The organism is Prevotella intermedia ATCC 25611 = DSM 20706 (assembly GCF_001953955.1).
In the GTDB taxonomy this organism is placed as follows: domain Bacteria; phylum Bacteroidota; class Bacteroidia; order Bacteroidales; family Bacteroidaceae; genus Prevotella; species Prevotella intermedia.
The window spans coordinates 1,425,344-1,440,020 of sequence record NZ_CP019300.1; the positions used below are offsets into that span (position 1 = coordinate 1,425,344).

The following is a 14,677-nucleotide window of genomic DNA, read 5'->3' on the forward strand; positions in this document are numbered from 1 at the left end:
CTTTCTGCCAAAACGACTTCTTTATTGTTTCCAACATTCTCCCACCCTTTCGTTTCCCCATGGTCATCACCGTTGAAACTGCTATTGGGCAAGTAGTGTTGCTGTAACTTTATTATTCCATTTGCCGCAACCTACCTTATATCACTGATACAGTAACTCCATTGCGGTAAATGGCGTTGTTTCGTTACGTGTTCTCGCTTCTTACTTCATTACTTTATGTGTTGTTCCATCGCTCATACGAACAATGTTCACACCACTTTGCAACTCTGTCAGCTTCTTGCCGTCGAGAGAGTAGATAGCTACAACTGTTGCATCGGTAGCAACACCTGTCTGAGAAATTCCAGAAACATTCTTCTTTGTGAAGTATCCTGTTTCTGGGTTTGCCATTTTAACGTCCAACTTAAATTCGTTGTATTCCACTGCGCCCTTGAGTTTAGAGCAGTAAGCAAACATATTTTCCGATTGTTCAGCTTTCCAAGTATGGTTGCAATAGATAGTAGTCATTTCCTCGCAGAAAGAGAACATTGCGCTCATATCGGTAACCTTCTCCAACTTGAAGTTTGAAAGGTCGAGCGAGGTAATGGCGTCGCAAGAGAAGAACATTGTGTTCGTATTGGTTACGTTATCGGTGTTGAAGTTTGAAAAGTCGAGTGTGGTAATCTTTCTGCAACCTGAGAACATTCCACGCATATTGGTTACCTTTTCTGTATTGAACTTAGAGATGTCGAGCGATTCTACTTTAGCACAATACTTGAACATTGCACCCATATCGGTTACGTTCGCTGTGTTGAAACCTGAAAGGTCGATTGAAGGCAATTCAGAGCAATAGAAGAACAAGAAAGACATATTGGTTACGTTCTTTGTATTGAAGTTTGGCATTTTAAGCTCATTAAGTGCTTTACAATATGCAAACATTGCGCTCATATTGGTTACGTTCTCGGTGTTGAAGTGCGAAAGATTCAATGTGGTAAGAGCCTCGCAAGAGTAGAACATTCCATACATATCGGTTACTTTTTCTGTATCGAAGTTTGAAACGTTGAGCGTGGTAAGACCTGTACAACCAGAGAACATTCCCTTCATAATAGTTACTTCTGGAGTTTTAAAGCTTGAAAGGTCAAGTGCGAGAAGAGCTTTGTCGTTTGCAAACATTCCGTACATAGTAGTAACCTTCTCTGTATTGAAATTTGAGACATCGAGTGTAACAAGCTCAGAGCAAGAAGAGAACATAGAAGCCATATCCGTTACGTTCGCTGTGTTGAACTTAGAAAGATCGAGCGAAGTAAGCGCAGAGCAGTTGGCAAACATACCGTTCATATCCGTTACGTTCGCTGTGTTGAACTTAGAAAGGTCAAGAGAAGTAAGCGCAGTACAGCTTGCAAACATACCATTCATATTGGTAACGTTCGCTGTGTTGAACTTAGAAAGGTCAAGAGACTTAAGTGCACTACAACCAGAGAACATTGCTTTCATATTGGAAACCTTCTCTGTATTGAAGTTTGGAAGTTCGAGTGAGTTAAGAGCTTTGCAATAAAAGAACATTACGCTCATATCGGTTACGTTCGCTGTATTGAAGTTAGAGATATCAAGCGAGGTAAGTCCTGTACAGCAGAAGAACATTGCGCGCATATCGGTTACTTTCGCTGTATTGAAGTTAGAGAGGTCAAGCGTGGTAAATCCAGAGCAGAAATTGAACATTGACCCCATATCGGTTACATTCTCTGTGTTGAACTTAGAAAGGTTGAGCGAAGTGAGAGCAGCACATTCAGAGAACATAGAGTTCATGTTGGTAACCTTTGCTGTATTGAAATTAGAAAGGTCGATTGAAGGAAGAGCGTCGCAATGATTAAACATATGAGACATATTGGTTACTTCAGAAGTATTAAGATTCTCCATACCCTTAATTTCCTTCAGAACCAAATAATAGTTAAACCAGTAGTCAGTAGTTGTTGGGCGATACTCCTTGAACGATGCATCGAATATAGCTGTGGTAGTCTTCTCTTCGCTCTGAGAATTTGCCGCCCACGCTGGAATTTCAATATCACTTGCCAGCGTCTGCTTTTCATTAATACCATAAACGATACCTTTTCGACTTGACTTCTCTGCATCATAATAGAAAGTAATAGTCTTGGTGTCGAGGTTCTTCTCAACATAGGCTTCTTTCGTTTGCGCCTGTGCCTGCTGTGGTAAAGCAAACATTGCGATAAACAGCGCGACAAGGGCTGCATACATCTTCTTGAATAGATTGTTTTTCATTGTTTCAAGTGTCTCTCCTTGACTCCCTTATCTCAGAGGGGGAACGCCTTACCGAGACTGGGGCGTTAGGGTTATTAATTATTAACTATGTTTTTTCAATATCTTTGGTAACTATGCAGAAAGCTCCACCTTTATCTCCATGTTGCAGAGATACTGGCAGAACCTTCAGTAGATGTTTTAGTCGGAAATAATTCCGTTGGTTCTTTCACCATTATTTATTCTTATTGGTTTGAACGATTGTTTATTATTTGGTTGCAAATATAAACCTTTTCTTTGAAAGTTGCAAGGGATTAAGCAAGAAAACTTCAATTATTGCATTTTCAATTAGAGTTTCACTTTCTTCTTCTTCCCTGTACTTTCGTTCCCCATACGGTCGAGTGCGGTTACTATATAAGTATATTTTGTATCGCCACCATTATAATTCAGCCTCAATGCGGGCTGATAAGTTATGGCTACAATCTTCGATGGGTTCTCTACATCGATATATTCGCCGGGAGCAAATCTATAAACAACATACTTATGTGCTTCGTCTTTCCAACCTTTTCCCTTAGGAGCTTTCCAATGTAATATGCACCCTTCTTCCGACCAACTTACTTTCAGAGAACGTGGTTTCTTAGGTGCTTCGTCGTCAATGAAAGGCATCAAGGGCTGCAAAGCTGGATAACGCCAATAATTGGCTTGAAGCATTTTTGCATAATTACCTGGGTTATCGACAACCGAAGCTGCATACCATAAAACCGCACCTTGTACGTTCGCTGACCTTTCGTGCAAACGATGCTTTGCAGGTAATTGATGTGAGCTTGGATTTTGTGGGTCAGCGTGCTTTACGGTTCGCAAGACGTCCTCGCCAATATATAGCGGACGATTTCCTGCATAACGGTTCCACCACGTAATTAGTTCTTCATAGTCGGCTGCTTTATTTCCTATTTCCCAATAAATCTGTGGAACGCAATAGTCCACCCAACCATTATTCACCCATTTCAATACATCGGCATAAAGGTCATCGTAGTTTTGCAGTCCGTTGGTTTTGCTACCAATGTTTGGTGCACTCTTCTCATTCCTATAAATTCCAAAGGGCGACACACCGAATTTGACCCAAGGTTTCACTCTATGAATGGTTTCGCCAAGTTGCTTTATGAACATATCGACATTGTCGCGACGCCAGTCTTGAATGCGACCAAAGCCACCTCCATAAAGGCTAAACTCCTTCAAGTCGGGAATGCGTTGTCCCGCAGCAGGATAAGGATAGAAATAATCGTCGATATGCAAACCATCTACATCATATCGTTGCAGAATATCCGTTACGATGTTGCAAATGTAATTCCTGTTTTCAGGAATACCTGGATTAAGGATTTTAAGCCCATCGTAGTCGAAAACCCGTTCAGGATGTTGAACTGCAATGTGGTTTGAAGCAAGTTGCGTGGTATTCTTTGTCTTCGCACGATAAGGGTTTATCCATGCATGGAGTTCCATTCCACGTTTATGACACTGCTCTATCATCCATTGCAAAGGGTCCCAATACGGCATTGGAGCTGTTCCTTGCTTGCCCGTCAGAAACTTACTCCACGGCTCATACTTGCTGGGATAGAGTGCATCGCACTCGGCACGAACCTGAAATATAATGGCATTGACACCCATCTGCTGCAACTTGTTGAGTTGCGAAATAAGTGTTTGCTGCATTCGTTCGGTTCCAATAGCTTGGAACTGACCATTGACACACTGAATCCATGCGCCTCTGAACTGACGCTTCTTAGGAGAGTTTGCAGAAAAAGAATAACTGCTTGTAAATAGTAAAAACAAGATTAAAGCTGCTTTTACAAATTGCAAACGATATAATTTCATTGTAAATCTTATGTATTAAATCTAAATGGATTAATGAATTTTATTATTACTATTGAATAGAATCGGCTACCTTTTCTTCGCAGCATTGCGGAAATATTTCCGATGGAAGTGTCGTTCAGCTTTCAAAACCTCACTCAGTTTCATTGCAGAAACTACATTCAACATCTTTATATGGTAGTTTTTCTCTATTTGTTTCATCTGTATGTGCAAATCGTCTATCTCCAATATAGCTTTTTTAGCACCTTTATTATTTCCAGGATTGCTACTTTGCAATTTGCGTAATTGGTCGTGAATCGCACGCTGTTTGGTCATCATCTCATCGTAAATCGGCAAAAGCTTTGCTGATTCTTGTTCGGTTAGCTTTGCTGAACTTACAATATATTGATGCAACTCTGCCTTAAACTTCTCAGGGTCGAACTTGTGTTGTGCAAACAAATTTATTGCACTAACAAAAGCTATAATAACAATTAATACTCTTTTCATTATCAGTGTTTTGCGCAAGTTAGTCCTATTAATTAATTATCAGCCAGATAAGCATACACATCGTCTTTATCAAGCATCATATATTCAACCGCTTCATCTAAGTATTCGGTATCCGCAGATTTCTCTTTAGCGGTTGTAGCGGTCGGGGTAGCTGCAATATTGTTGTTTTGTTGTAGCTGTTCATTGTCTTGAAAGAAATGCATTATTATTACGCCAATAACAATTAACCCGATAAAAGAAGCTGCTATCATCAATGGGCGCAATCGTTTGAAAGAGATTGTATTGCCTTTTTTACTAATCTGTGTTTCTTCGTTGGCTTCAGTTTCCTTTGCAGTTATTTGCGACATAATTCGCGCTTCTAAATTGTCGAAGTAGCCCTCAGGCGACTTAAATGGTCGTCTGTCTCCAAATTCTGAAAGTAATTGTTCTTCTAACTCCATTACAATTAATATTCTTTACTTTAGCTTGTTACTGATAGTTTGACACAAATACAAAGCTATGGTTTAACTTGAACTCAGAAATTTATTCGTGTTCTTTTATATATTGCGATATTTTATTTACTGCAATGTGGTAAGATGCCTTTAAAGCCCCTTCGCTCGTACCAAGAATTTCATGTATTTCCGAGTATTTCAGTTCGTCGTAATACTTCATAATAAAGACGGTACGCTGAACTTCGGGTAAAGCAGAAATAGCCTCTTGCAATACAGCCTGTCCTTTGTTTCCATCGAAATAGCTATCTGCTAAAAGCGTATTGGCAACGCCATTATCAGCATTATCAGAACTGATAGCAACTATTTCTTTCTTGTTTCTCAAGAAATCTAAAGACTCATTGATAGCAATACGATACAGCCACGTAGATATTTTCGATTTCCCTTCAAAGCTTTCTATGTTTTTCCATGCTTTTAAGAAAGTGTTTTGCAGGACATCGTCTGCATCGTTATGCAACAAAACAAAGCTTCGTATCTTCCAATACAAAGGTTTACTATATTCGTTTACCAATAGGGCAAATGCCTTATTGCGTGTTTTAGGTTCTGCTAATGCTTTTAAGAGTTCAGCTTCTTCTATTCGATGCACGACAGAGGAGGGAGATTGTCAATGATATAGTAGAGTTATCGTATTGAAATTTTACGAACCACTTTCCCTACTTTTACAATATAACAGCCTTTTGGCAGATTAAGGTTGTAGCGTTTATCTTGCCCATCTATTCTAATGCTCATAACGCATACACCCGTTACATTGTAAATCTGCAACATCTCATCGTTTGCTCCTTCAATGCGAAGGACAGAACCGTAAACAGAAATAGAAACGTTATGAACGTCTTGCTCAATCATCTCCAACGAGGTGTGAGCTTTAACTGTTGTCGGCAATGCAAAACCTAAAAGGGTTATAGCTAACAGAAAAGTATATATTTTTTTATTCATACGCATTATATCTTTGATATGCAAAGATAATAATTTTATTTCAAAAAATAGTTTTTTTAGCTAACTTAATTGGGATTTAATATTTATTAAACATCAAAAACAGAGCGCAAAACAAGATAGCAGCAGGAATCTCATTGTGGGAACGGATTTCTTTTCATTATTGGCAAGATAGTGTTCAAAACGCTCTTGTTTTGTAAAGATAATTCTGTTAAAAAGTAGCAATTGCGTTTTGGCATTGCGAAAGCGGCTCTTTTGCGCTGCAAAACCTACGCTTTTACCGTGCAAAAGAGCCGCTTTTAGAATGTAAAACAATAGGTTTTATAACACATTGATAATGAAACTATTACACAACAGAAACACTTGCAAAAAATATTTACACGCTTATCAACTGTTTTCTGCTTATAAATGGGTATTTCAAAGAAGCGAGACAGTAGTTTTAAGAAGGTTGTTTCCATTCTGAAAAGTTAAACAATAACCCTATCTAACTTGTCCTTAAAATAGCCTGTACTTAAAAAGAAAAGGCGTTGCACCAAAAGTACAACGCCTTTGTAGCAATTTCGCAATGTTACTTATATATTCTGATTATATTTCCCAACCAATTGCCGATGCGCCCAAAACGGCAGCAGCAGCATCGTCGAGCGAGCTTACAAGGAACTTCACATTGTCTCTGTAAGTAGGCAACACATACTTTGCATAAGCAGCCTTGATAGGATTCATAAGCAAGTCGCCAGCCTTTGTTAAACCGCCAAAGAATACGAAAGCCTCTGGCGAAGAGAAATTTGCAAAGTCAGCACAAGCAGCTCCAAGCATGTCGCCTGTAAAGGCAAATATATCCAATGCCATCTTGTCGCCCTTTCCTGCAGCAATCGACACATCGAGCGATGTTATTTCTTCAGGATTTATATCACGAAGCAACGATGGTTCTTTCGTCTTCTGCAAGAACTCGCGAGCCGTACGTGCTACACCCGTAGCCGAGCAATAAGCCTCCAAGCAGCCCTTTCTGCCACAACCACAAGAACGACCTTCTTCGCCACGTACCATTATAACGTGTCCGAGTTCGCCCGCAAAACCGTCAGAACCGTAAACCATTTGTCCGTTCACAACAATACCAGAACCAACGCCCGTGCCAAGAGTAATCATAATAAAGTCTTTCATACCCCTTGCTACACCATACTGCATTTCGCCTATTGCTGCAGCGTTGGCATCGTTGGTAAGACCTACAGGTATGTTTAAACGCTTTGAAAACATATCTGCCAATGGCACAACGCTATCGTGTGCCCAAACTAAGTTTGCAGCATTCTCGATAGTTCCGCGATAGAAATTGCCATTAGGCGCACCTATTCCCATTGCCTTAATCTGGCTGATTCCACCTACTTTGGCAATGATTGGCTTCAGTACTTCAATGCCTGCATCTACAAAATCCTCAACAGTTTTATAACTTTGAGTTTTTATTGATGTGGTTGCAAGTACCTGACCACGTTGGTCTACTATTCCGAAAACAGAGTTCGTGCCTCCCAAATCCAATCCTATAACGAATGATTTAAGCTCTTGTTCTTCTATCATTTTACTTGTATTATTGTTTAATTCTAAAGGCAAAGTTATGAAAAAAGCCGAATATAGCAAACTTTTAGCGAGTAAATTTGCTTATTTCATATAATTTTTGCAATTTTGCATTCAAATTATGAACATGCCTTTTCCAATCCAGTTAGATATACTTGACTTCGTCTTTAAAGGTATATTGATAGGTGTCATTGCCTCAGCGCCAATGGGACCCGTAGGTATTTTGTGTATTCAGAGAACATTGAACAAAGGGCGGTGGTACGGTTTTATAACGGGTGTTGGAGCTGCTATCAGCGATATTATCTATGCTTTGATAGTGGGCTTCGGTATGAGTTTTATTATGGAGCCACTGCAAAACCCTGCCAATCAGTTTATTTTGCAGATTTCAGGAAGTATCATTCTGCTGCTTTTCGGCGTTTACTGCTTTATGTCAGACCCTACCAAGAAGATGCATCAGAGTGGAAAAACAAAAGGAACACTGTTTCACAACGGTCTGACGGCATTCCTTGTTACTTTTTCCAATCCAATGATAATGTTCCTATTCATTGCAACCTTTGCACAATTTGCCTTTATTCAGCCCTCTCGCCCTGTTGAAATGAGCATCGGATTAGCCTCTATACCGTTAGGAGCATTGCTTTGGTGGTATGGCTTGACGTGGCTTATAAACAAAGTTCACGATATATTCAATATGAACGGAATCTTGATAATCAACAGAATCATTGGTTCGGTGGTTATTATTTTCTCGCTCATCGTGTTGATAGGTACAGTGTTTAATCTTTATCACTTGCCTTCTTATTACTAATAAAGACATATCATATATGTTTGTTGCTAAGGAATTAAGAAAGAAAAGTATTGCTGAATACTTGCTTTATATGTGGCAAATCGAAGACATTATACGTGTCTACGGTTGCTCGCTGACAAGGATTCGTAAAGAATATATAGACAAATTTGATTATACCGACGAACAGAAAGAGGAAGAAGAAGACTGGTTTGGCGACTTGGTAAGAATGATGAATCAGGAAGGTTGCCGAGAGAGTGGGCATTTACAGATAAACAAAGTCGTAATGCAGGCTCTTACAGAACTTCATACACAACTGCTTGCTTCTTCTAAATTCCCCTTCTATTCGGCTGAATATTATCGTGTTCTGCCTTTCATCGTGGAGCTTCGTGGCAAGACAAAGCAAGTTGCAGATAGAATGGCACGCAAGAACGAGGCAAACTTGAAAGAGATTGCAGCCAATCTTGGGCACAGCGAAGTGGAAACGTGCTTCGATGTCCTCTACGGTGTGATGATGCTTCGATTGCAGAAAAAAGAAATCAGCAGAGAGACCGAAACTGCCGTAAAAGAGATAACAACGCTGATTGGTATGCTTTCAGACTACTATCAAAAGGACAAAACCGAAGGATTGCAGTTTGAAGATTAAGAAAGGACAAGTACTTAAAGAAGATATGAACATATTAGTAACAGGCGCAAACGGTATGTTGGGCAACACCATTCAGTTGGTGGCAAGACAGAGCAAAGACAACTATATCTTTACAGATGTATGCGAGGGTTATCAGAAACTTGATATTACAAACCTTGAAGACATAGGTAAAACTGTGAAAGAACACAATATAGAATGTATTATAAACTGTGCCGCGTGGACAAATGTAGATGCTGCTGAAACTGCTGGCGATATTGTGGAAACCTTAAATGCTACAGCTCCCGAGAACCTTGCAAAGGCTATGAAGGAGGTAAACGGATTGTTGGTTCACGTCAGTACGGACTATGTCTTCGGCGGAGACCCTTATAACACGCCGTGCAAAGAAGACCAAAAAGGCACACCAACAGGTGTTTACGGATTGACAAAGCTACACGGAGAAGAGAAAATACAAGCTATTGGGGGCAAATATATCATTATAAGAACAGCTTGGCTTTATGGAGAATTTGGCAAAAACTTTGTAAAGACAATGATGAATCTTACTGCTACGAAGCCCGAACTAAAGGTTGTGTTCGACCAATGTGGCACGCCAACATATGCAGTAGACTTGGCTAATGCCATTTTTGATATTGTTGAGAACAGGAAGTACGAAGGCAATACAGGCATTTACCACTTTTCGAACGAGGGAGTTTGCAGCTGGTACGACTTCGCAAAGAAGATTGCAGAACTCGCTGGCAACACTGCTTGCAACATTCAGCCATGCCACAGCGACGAGTTCCCCTCGCCTGTAAAACGCCCTGCTTATTCGGTTTTCGATAAAACAAAGATTAAAGAAACGTTTGGCGCAAATGTTCCATATTGGGCAGACAGCTTGAAGAAGTGCATGGAGAACCTGATGAAAGAAGTATAAAAACGAGTTTTCGCTCGAAAAAGACAACGAACAATATTCTTATGAACGAAATAGAACGCAGAAGAACCTTTGCCATTATTTCTCACCCAGACGCTGGTAAGACGACACTTACCGAGAAGTTCCTTTTATTTGGTGGGCAAATTCAAGTGGCAGGGGCTGTTAAAAGCAACAAGATAAAGAAGACTGCAACGTCTGACTGGATGGATATTGAGAAACAACGTGGTATCTCGGTTTCCACGTCGGTTATGGAGTTCGACTATGAAGGCTATAAGGTGAACATCTTAGACACCCCTGGACACCAAGACTTTGCAGAAGATACATACCGCACACTCACTGCCGTGGACTCGGCAATCATTGTTGTAGACTCGGCAAAAGGTGTGGAAACGCAGACCCGAAAACTAATGGAGGTGTGTCGTATGCGCAATACACCAGTTATCATCTTCATCAATAAGATGGACCGTGAAGGGCGCGACCCATTTGAATTACTCGACGAATTGGAAGAAGAACTGCAAATTGGTGTGCGTCCGCTTTCGTGGCCGATTGGTCAAGGTCAGCGTTTCAAGGGCGTCTATAATATCTTCGAGCAAAACTTGAACCTATTTACACCAAACAAGCAGCGTGTTACCGAAACGGTAGAAGTGAAGCTGGACGACGAAGAACTCGCAACCCGTGTGGGCAACGACTTTGCCGAACAGCTGCGTGCCGACCTTGAATTGGTTGATGGAGTTTATCCCGAATTTGATGTTGATACATATCGTGCCGCCGAAGTAGCACCTGTATTCTTCGGTTCAGCTTTAAATAACTTTGGTGTACAAGAGCTTCTTAACTGCTTCGTTCGCATAGCACCGAGTCCGAAACCTACGATGGCAGAGGAACGAATGGTAGAACCCGAAGAAAAGAAGTTCAGTGGGTTCATCTTTAAAATTACGGCAAACATCGACCCCAACCACCGCAGTTGTATTGCTTTCTGCAAAGTTTGCTCAGGAAGATTTGAGCGCAATCAGCCCTATCTCCACGTCAGAAACGGTAAGACACTTCGGTTTTCGTCGCCAACGCAGTTTATGGCACAGCGCAAAAGCACGGTCGATGAAGCCTATCCAGGTGATATTGTAGGTTTGCCTGATACGGGAGGTGTATTTAAAATTGGCGATACGCTGACAGAAGGAGAGGATTTGCACTTCCGTGGACTACCAAGTTTCTCGCCAGAACTATTCAAATATATTGAAAACGACGACCCAATGAAGGCTAAACAATTCCAAAAAGGATTGGAACAGCTTATGAACGAAGGTGTGGCACAGCTATTTGTCAATCAGTTTAACAATCGTCGTATAGTTGGAACAGTAGGACAACTTCAGTTTGAAGTTATTCAATATCGCTTGGAACACGAATACAACGCCAAGTGCCGTTGGGAACCTGTCCATCTGCACAAAGCCTGTTGGATTGAAGCTGAAGACTCAACAGCACTTGAAAGTTTCAAAAAGCGCAAGTACCAGTATATGGCAAAAGATATTGAAGGGCGAGATGTTTTCCTTGCCGACTCTGGCTATATGCTCAGTATGGCACAGCAAGACTTTGAAGAAATTAAATTCCACTTCACCAGCGAATTTTAAAAGAACGTGAGTTTGATATAAAATAATGAAGCGTGGCAGTATGTTGAGGTATGCCTGACGGTTAAAAGAAATCATTGAAATTTATTTTTAATTTTGTAAAGATAATTCCTCTAAAAAGTGATAAATGCACTTTGGCGTTGTGAAAGCGGCTCTTTTACAACGCAAAACCTACGCTTTTACCGTGCAAAACCTACGCTTTTGCAATGCAAAACAATAGGTTTTATAACACGTTGATAAAGAACAAGTTAAACGATAGTTATTACTGCGAAAAGTTTTTACATCAGTATGGCCTTTTTTCGCCTATAAAACAAGTTATCACCACCTTGTTCTTACGGCTTCAAAAAACAGAGTGAGCGAGTGAAACTCAAAACGAACGTTAAATATTTTATAAGCAAGCTGCAATCAAGTATTTTTTTATAACTTTGCTTTATAAATTATTTGTTATAACAATTAAATAGGTACTCTTTTAAATAGGCATTCTTTGCGTCTATCATTTCTTCGTGCACAACAAGCAAGACAGAAGTTAGTGGCAAAGAATAGTATAAATACAGGTATTATGACAGAGGAAAACGGAAATAGCTTGGCACGTCCACCCCATCGTAGACGCCCACTAAGAGAAAATAAAAACAAAGTTTCAGCACTCCGCCAATGGCTCAATATCATCTTTATGGTAGGGGCTGTAATTGGTGTGATTTTATATTTTGCCTTAGCAGACCAGACAATTGGAATTATCATTATATTAATTTCAATGGTATTTAAATTCACCGAAGCAGCACTTCGATTATTCCGTCAATGAAGCGACACATATATCTGATTATAAATTTGTTAATCATCTCTTTACTTGCTAACGCACAAAGCTTTAATAGAGTTTCAAGAGATGGCACATCTACGTCTAATGGTTTTCAAGGAAACAGAAGTCTTGGAGTATCAGATTCCATACAGAGCCAACACAAAGAAATACCACGTGGCTTGAAAGTATGGACAATTGATGAGCGTTTTGGCGATAGAACAGCAGCACAGCCCGACACGGTGTCTGAACTGTTTATGAACACTTTCTTTAATACGGGCTTACGGGGAGAATATAATTCATTGGGAAATTTAGGTTCACCTCGCCAAAACCGTATTTTCATAGACAGAGCTGAACCTTCAGAATTTATCTTTCTGGCACCATACGACAAGTTTATCGTAAAACCGTCCAAGTTCCATTTCACATCTACCCTATCTCCTATAACCAACTTATCATACAGTACGGCGGGTGACAGAACAGACGGAGAAGACCAGTTCAAGGCATTGTTTGCGATTAATGCAGGCAAGAAGTGGGGATTTGGATTCAAGTTCGACTATCTTTATGGCCGTGGGTATTATAGCAATCAAAACACTTCGCACATTAATTACTCGTTTTGGGGCACTTATACAGGCGAAAAGTATCAAGCAAACTTTCTTTCTTCGCTCAACCATCAAAAGGTTTCTGAAAATGGAGGTATAGCTAACGATGCATACATCACCCACCCCGAAATATTCAACGAATCGTTTAATACAAACGAAATACCGACAATTCTTTCAAAAAACTGGAATAGAAACGACAATCAGCACATCTTTTTCAACCACAGATACAGCTTGGGCTTTTATAGAAAAGTGCCTATGACAAAGGAAGAAATAGAGGCAAAGAAGTTTGCCATAAGGTCGATGCAAAGCCAGGAAGAAGATAAGGCACGCAGGAAGGCTATGGAAGAAGCCAAGCAAAATGGTGAAGAGTTTGACGAAGAAGAATTTAACAAACGCCAAAAGGCGAAAGGTAGACCCGATAATGCAAAAGTAATCGACAAAAATCCAACTTCAAACGCTTTGGCAACGAATGGCGAACAACGCGATTCCATCAATATTGACCGCTTGGAAGAGAAGCAAATAGCTGCCAGCGATGCTGCCAATGAATGGATAAAAGACGAATATGTGCCTGTAACAAGTTTTATTCATACGGCTCGTTTCGATAATTTCAGAAGAATTTATCAAGCCTACGATACGCCAAATTCATTCTATGCAAACAACTATTACTATAACAATGCAACGGCAAGCGACTCTATTTACGACCAAACCAAACATTGGGCGTTGAAGAATACCTTTGCCATCGCACTGTTGGAAGGATTTAACAAGTGGGCAAAAACAGGATTAAAGGCGTTTGTTTCTCACGAACTGCGCCACTACGAGCTACCTATGCTGCTCACAACAACCACAACTCCAGCGGCCAATCCATTGTTTGGAGGATATGAAAAAATAAATAAAAACGATATTTCTGTGGGTGGACAGCTACTAAAAGCAAACGGAAAAACCTTACATTACAATATAAATGCTGAAGCGTGGGTAGCAGGCGACAGAGCAGGACAACTACACATAGACGGAAATGCAGACCTTAACTTCCCGCTATTGGGCGACACCGTGCAGTTTGCTGCTACGGCATTTCTTCATCGCACAGCTCCCACGTTCTATATGAACACATTCCGTTCGCGCCATTTCTGGTGGGACAACAACCTTGACCAGCAAATTCACTCTCGGTTGTTAGGTGCATTTACGTTGAAAAAGACAAGGACAAAGCTGTGTGTAGGATACGATGTATTAAAGAACTACACTTACTTTGGCTTGCAAAACGAACGTGTGGCAAACGGTAATGATTATCTTGTAAAAAACAATCAAGTAAACGTAAGGCAACATAGCGGTGCCATTAGTTTGCTTACACTTCAATTGCAGCAAGACTTTAAATTAGGAATAATGAATTGGCAAAACCTAATTACGTTCCAAAAGTCGAGCAACGAAACTGTCCTCCCTACTCCAATGCTCAACATTTACAGCAATCTGTTCATCAGATTCAAAATTGCTAAGGTGTTAGACTGCGACTTTGGTGTCGATGGCAGATACTTTACGAAGTATTATGCACCCGAATACATTCCGGGAATGGGCTCATTTGGGATACAAGAAACTGAAGCAAGCAGAACAGAGGTGGGCAACTACCCCATTATCAATGCCTATGCAAACTTTAAGTTACAGCGCACGCGCTTCTTCATAATGATGTCGCACATCAATAGTGGCGATGGTGGCAACTACTTCTTCACGCCCCACTATCCGCTCAATCAGCGAGTTTTACGATTAGGAATAAGTTGGGACTTCTTCAATTAACAAGTTGGA

Annotated in this window: 13 protein-coding genes; 6 read left to right on the forward strand and 7 right to left on the reverse strand. The window is 40.4% G+C overall.

The annotated features are described in order from the left end of the window. Window positions 1-201: 201 nt before the first annotated feature. The 7 genes from BWX39_RS06060 to BWX39_RS06100 form a co-directional block, all read right to left on the reverse strand. On the reverse strand, window positions 202-2,253 hold the full coding sequence (locus BWX39_RS06060) for a BspA family leucine-rich repeat surface protein (RefSeq protein WP_028906261.1): 2,052 nt from the start codon (window positions 2,251-2,253) through the stop codon (window positions 202-204). Window positions 2,254-2,577: 324 nt separating this feature from the next. After that, window positions 2,578-4,095, reverse strand: a complete 1,518-nt coding sequence (locus BWX39_RS06065) for a glycoside hydrolase family 10 protein (RefSeq protein WP_028906262.1) — start codon at window positions 4,093-4,095, stop codon at window positions 2,578-2,580. Between the two features lie 66 nt (window positions 4,096-4,161). Continuing rightward, on the reverse strand, window positions 4,162-4,578 hold the full coding sequence (locus BWX39_RS06070; protein WP_028906263.1) for a hypothetical protein: 417 nt from the start codon (window positions 4,576-4,578) through the stop codon (window positions 4,162-4,164). Between the two features lie 32 nt (window positions 4,579-4,610). Continuing rightward, the gene (locus tag BWX39_RS06075) at window positions 4,611-5,018 is read right to left on the reverse strand and encodes a hypothetical protein (protein WP_036860851.1); all 408 of its coding nucleotides are present in this window, start codon (window positions 5,016-5,018) and stop codon (window positions 4,611-4,613) included. Window positions 5,019-5,100: 82 nt separating this feature from the next. Continuing rightward, on the reverse strand, window positions 5,101-5,652 hold the full coding sequence (locus BWX39_RS06080; RefSeq protein WP_028906265.1) for an RNA polymerase sigma factor: 552 nt from the start codon (window positions 5,650-5,652) through the stop codon (window positions 5,101-5,103). Window positions 5,653-5,687: 35 nt separating this feature from the next. Further along, window positions 5,688-5,999 carry a T9SS type A sorting domain-containing protein gene (locus tag BWX39_RS06085; RefSeq protein ID WP_024998247.1) on the reverse strand — a complete coding sequence of 104 codons (312 nt, stop codon included), beginning with the start codon at window positions 5,997-5,999 and terminating at the stop codon, window positions 5,688-5,690. Window positions 6,000-6,581: 582 nt separating this feature from the next. Further along, window positions 6,582-7,562 carry an ROK family protein gene (locus tag BWX39_RS06100; RefSeq protein ID WP_172460529.1) on the reverse strand — a complete coding sequence of 327 codons (981 nt, stop codon included), beginning with the start codon at window positions 7,560-7,562 and terminating at the stop codon, window positions 6,582-6,584. A 118-nt stretch (window positions 7,563-7,680) separates the two neighbouring features. Between BWX39_RS06100 and BWX39_RS06105 the strand changes: the two genes are divergently transcribed. The 6 genes from BWX39_RS06105 to BWX39_RS06135 all read left to right on the forward strand — a co-directional run bounded on the left by BWX39_RS06105 (window position 7,681) and on the right by BWX39_RS06135 (window position 14,668). Continuing rightward, the gene (locus BWX39_RS06105) at window positions 7,681-8,361 is read left to right on the forward strand and encodes a LysE family translocator (RefSeq protein WP_036860853.1); all 681 of its coding nucleotides are present in this window, start codon (window positions 7,681-7,683) and stop codon (window positions 8,359-8,361) included. Window positions 8,362-8,377: 16 nt separating this feature from the next. Further along, window positions 8,378-8,983: a DUF4924 family protein gene (locus BWX39_RS06110; RefSeq protein WP_028906268.1), complete on the forward strand. Its 606-nt coding sequence runs from the start codon at window positions 8,378-8,380 to the stop codon at window positions 8,981-8,983. 25 nt (window positions 8,984-9,008) lie between these two features. Beyond that, window positions 9,009-9,890 carry a dTDP-4-dehydrorhamnose reductase gene (gene rfbD, locus BWX39_RS06115; RefSeq protein ID WP_028906269.1) on the forward strand — a complete coding sequence of 294 codons (882 nt, stop codon included), beginning with the start codon at window positions 9,009-9,011 and terminating at the stop codon, window positions 9,888-9,890. A gap of 41 nt (window positions 9,891-9,931) precedes the next feature. Further along, window positions 9,932-11,500, forward strand: a complete 1,569-nt coding sequence (locus BWX39_RS06120) for a peptide chain release factor 3 (protein ID WP_028906270.1) — start codon at window positions 9,932-9,934, stop codon at window positions 11,498-11,500. 556 nt (window positions 11,501-12,056) lie between these two features. Then, window positions 12,057-12,296, forward strand: a complete 240-nt coding sequence (locus BWX39_RS06130) for a hypothetical protein (RefSeq protein ID WP_028906271.1) — start codon at window positions 12,057-12,059, stop codon at window positions 12,294-12,296. Next, complete coding sequence (locus BWX39_RS06135; RefSeq protein ID WP_028906272.1) at window positions 12,293-14,668, forward strand: putative porin; 2,376 nt, start codon at window positions 12,293-12,295, stop codon at window positions 14,666-14,668. The genes BWX39_RS06130 and BWX39_RS06135 overlap by 4 nt, the downstream gene beginning before the upstream one ends. Window positions 14,669-14,677: the final 9 nt, after the last annotated feature.

Bases quoted from the DNA above. Each gene is read 5' to 3' on its own strand.
- BWX39_RS06110 (WP_028906268.1), top strand. From the start codon at position 8,378: ATGTTTGTTGCTAAGGAATTAAGAAAGAAAAGTATTGCTGAATACTTG.
- BWX39_RS06060 (WP_028906261.1), bottom strand. From the start codon at position 2,253: ATGAAAAACAATCTATTCAAGAAGATGTATGCAGCCCTTGTCGCGCTG.
- BWX39_RS06105 (WP_036860853.1), top strand. From the start codon at position 7,681: ATGAACATGCCTTTTCCAATCCAGTTAGATATACTTGACTTCGTCTTT.
- BWX39_RS06130 (WP_028906271.1), top strand. From the start codon at position 12,057: ATGACAGAGGAAAACGGAAATAGCTTGGCACGTCCACCCCATCGTAGA.
- rfbD (WP_028906269.1), top strand. From the start codon at position 9,009: ATGAACATATTAGTAACAGGCGCAAACGGTATGTTGGGCAACACCATT.
- BWX39_RS06085 (WP_024998247.1), bottom strand. From the start codon at position 5,999: ATGAATAAAAAAATATATACTTTTCTGTTAGCTATAACCCTTTTAGGT.
- BWX39_RS06070 (WP_028906263.1), bottom strand. From the start codon at position 4,578: ATGAAAAGAGTATTAATTGTTATTATAGCTTTTGTTAGTGCAATAAAT.
- BWX39_RS06100 (WP_172460529.1), bottom strand. From the start codon at position 7,562: ATGATAGAAGAACAAGAGCTTAAATCATTCGTTATAGGATTGGATTTG.
- BWX39_RS06120 (WP_028906270.1), top strand. From the start codon at position 9,932: ATGAACGAAATAGAACGCAGAAGAACCTTTGCCATTATTTCTCACCCA.
- BWX39_RS06135 (WP_028906272.1), top strand. From the start codon at position 12,293: ATGAAGCGACACATATATCTGATTATAAATTTGTTAATCATCTCTTTA.
- BWX39_RS06075 (WP_036860851.1), bottom strand. From the start codon at position 5,018: ATGGAGTTAGAAGAACAATTACTTTCAGAATTTGGAGACAGACGACCA.
- BWX39_RS06065 (WP_028906262.1), bottom strand. From the start codon at position 4,095: ATGAAATTATATCGTTTGCAATTTGTAAAAGCAGCTTTAATCTTGTTT.